The organism is Pseudomonas sp. YQ_6 (assembly GCF_043103245.1).
Taxonomy (GTDB): Bacteria; Pseudomonadota; Gammaproteobacteria; order Pseudomonadales; family Pseudomonadaceae; genus Aquipseudomonas; species Aquipseudomonas alloputida.
Genome location: NZ_JBICJR010000021.1, coordinates 1 through 1,244 on the forward strand (window position 1 = coordinate 1; position 1,244 = coordinate 1,244).

The 1,244-nt window shown below is 62.1% G+C and carries 1 protein-coding gene; it reads left to right on the forward strand.

Annotated elements, in window-relative coordinates:
- Positions 1–1,244 (forward strand): acetolactate synthase large subunit (locus ACF8FG_RS05660; RefSeq protein ID WP_392518633.1); only part of this gene is annotated, 1,244 nt, incomplete at its 3' end.

Sequence of the window (1,244 nt, forward strand, 5' to 3'; positions counted from 1 at the left end):
ATGGCCAAGGCCGCCGATGTCGTTGTGCAATGCCTGGAAAACGAAGGTGTCGAGTATGTATTCGGCATTCCCGGTGAGGAAAACCTCGACCTGCTCGAATCCCTGCGCAAGTCGAAGATCAAGCTGGTACTGACCCGTCACGAGCAGTCTGCAGGTTTCATGGCTGCCACCTACGGTCGTCTGACCGGCAAGACCGGCGTCAGCCTGTCGACCCTCGGCCCTGGAGCCACCAACCTGGTAACCGCCAGTGCGTACGCCTACCTGGGCGGCATGCCGATGATGATGATCACCGGGCAGAAGCCGATCAAGAAGTCCAAGCAGGGTCGCTTCCAGATCATTGACGTGTGCGGCATGATGGACCCCATCACCAAATACACCCACCAGTTCGCCTCGGCCGACAACATCCCGGCGCGCATGCGCGAAGCCTTCCGCCTGGCCGAAGAAGAAAAGCCGGGTGCGGTGCACCTGGAGCTGCCGGAAGATATCGCCGCCGAGCAGACCGACGCGCTGCCGATCCCGCGCAGCCTGCACCGCCGCCCGCTGGCCGAGCACGTGGCCATCGAAGCTGCCGTCGAGAAACTGCAGAACGCGCGTAACCCGATTCTGGTGATCGGTGCCGGTGCCAACCGCAAGATGACCGCCAAGGTCCTCAAGCAACTGATCGACAAGACCGGCATCCCGTTCATCACCACCCAAATGGGTAAAGGCGTGGTCGACGAGCGCCACCCGCGCTTCCTCGGCAACGCTGCGCTGTCGTCGGGCGACTTCGTTCACCGCGCCGTCGAAGCCGCCGACCTGATCATCAACATCGGCCACGATGTGATCGAGAAGCCACCGTTCTTCATGGTCCGTGGCGGCACCGAAGTCATCCACATCAACTTCCGCGCTGCCGAAGTCGATGCCGTGTACTTCCCGCAAGTAGAAGTGATCGGCGACATCGCCAACGCCGTATGGCAGATCAGTGAAGCGCTGAACGACACGTCGCACTGGGACTTCACCCGCCTGATGGCCATCCGTGAAGCCAACGAAGCACAGATCGCCGAAGGCGCCGACGACGACCGTTTCCCGGTCTACCCACAGCGCATGGTGGCTGACATCCGTCGTGTACTGCCGTCCGAAGGCATCGTCGCCCTGGACAACGGCATCTACAAGATCTGGTTCGCCCGCAACTACAAAGCGCACAAGCCAAACACCGTGCTGCTGGACAACGCCCTGGCGACCATGGGCGCCGGCCTGCCATCGGC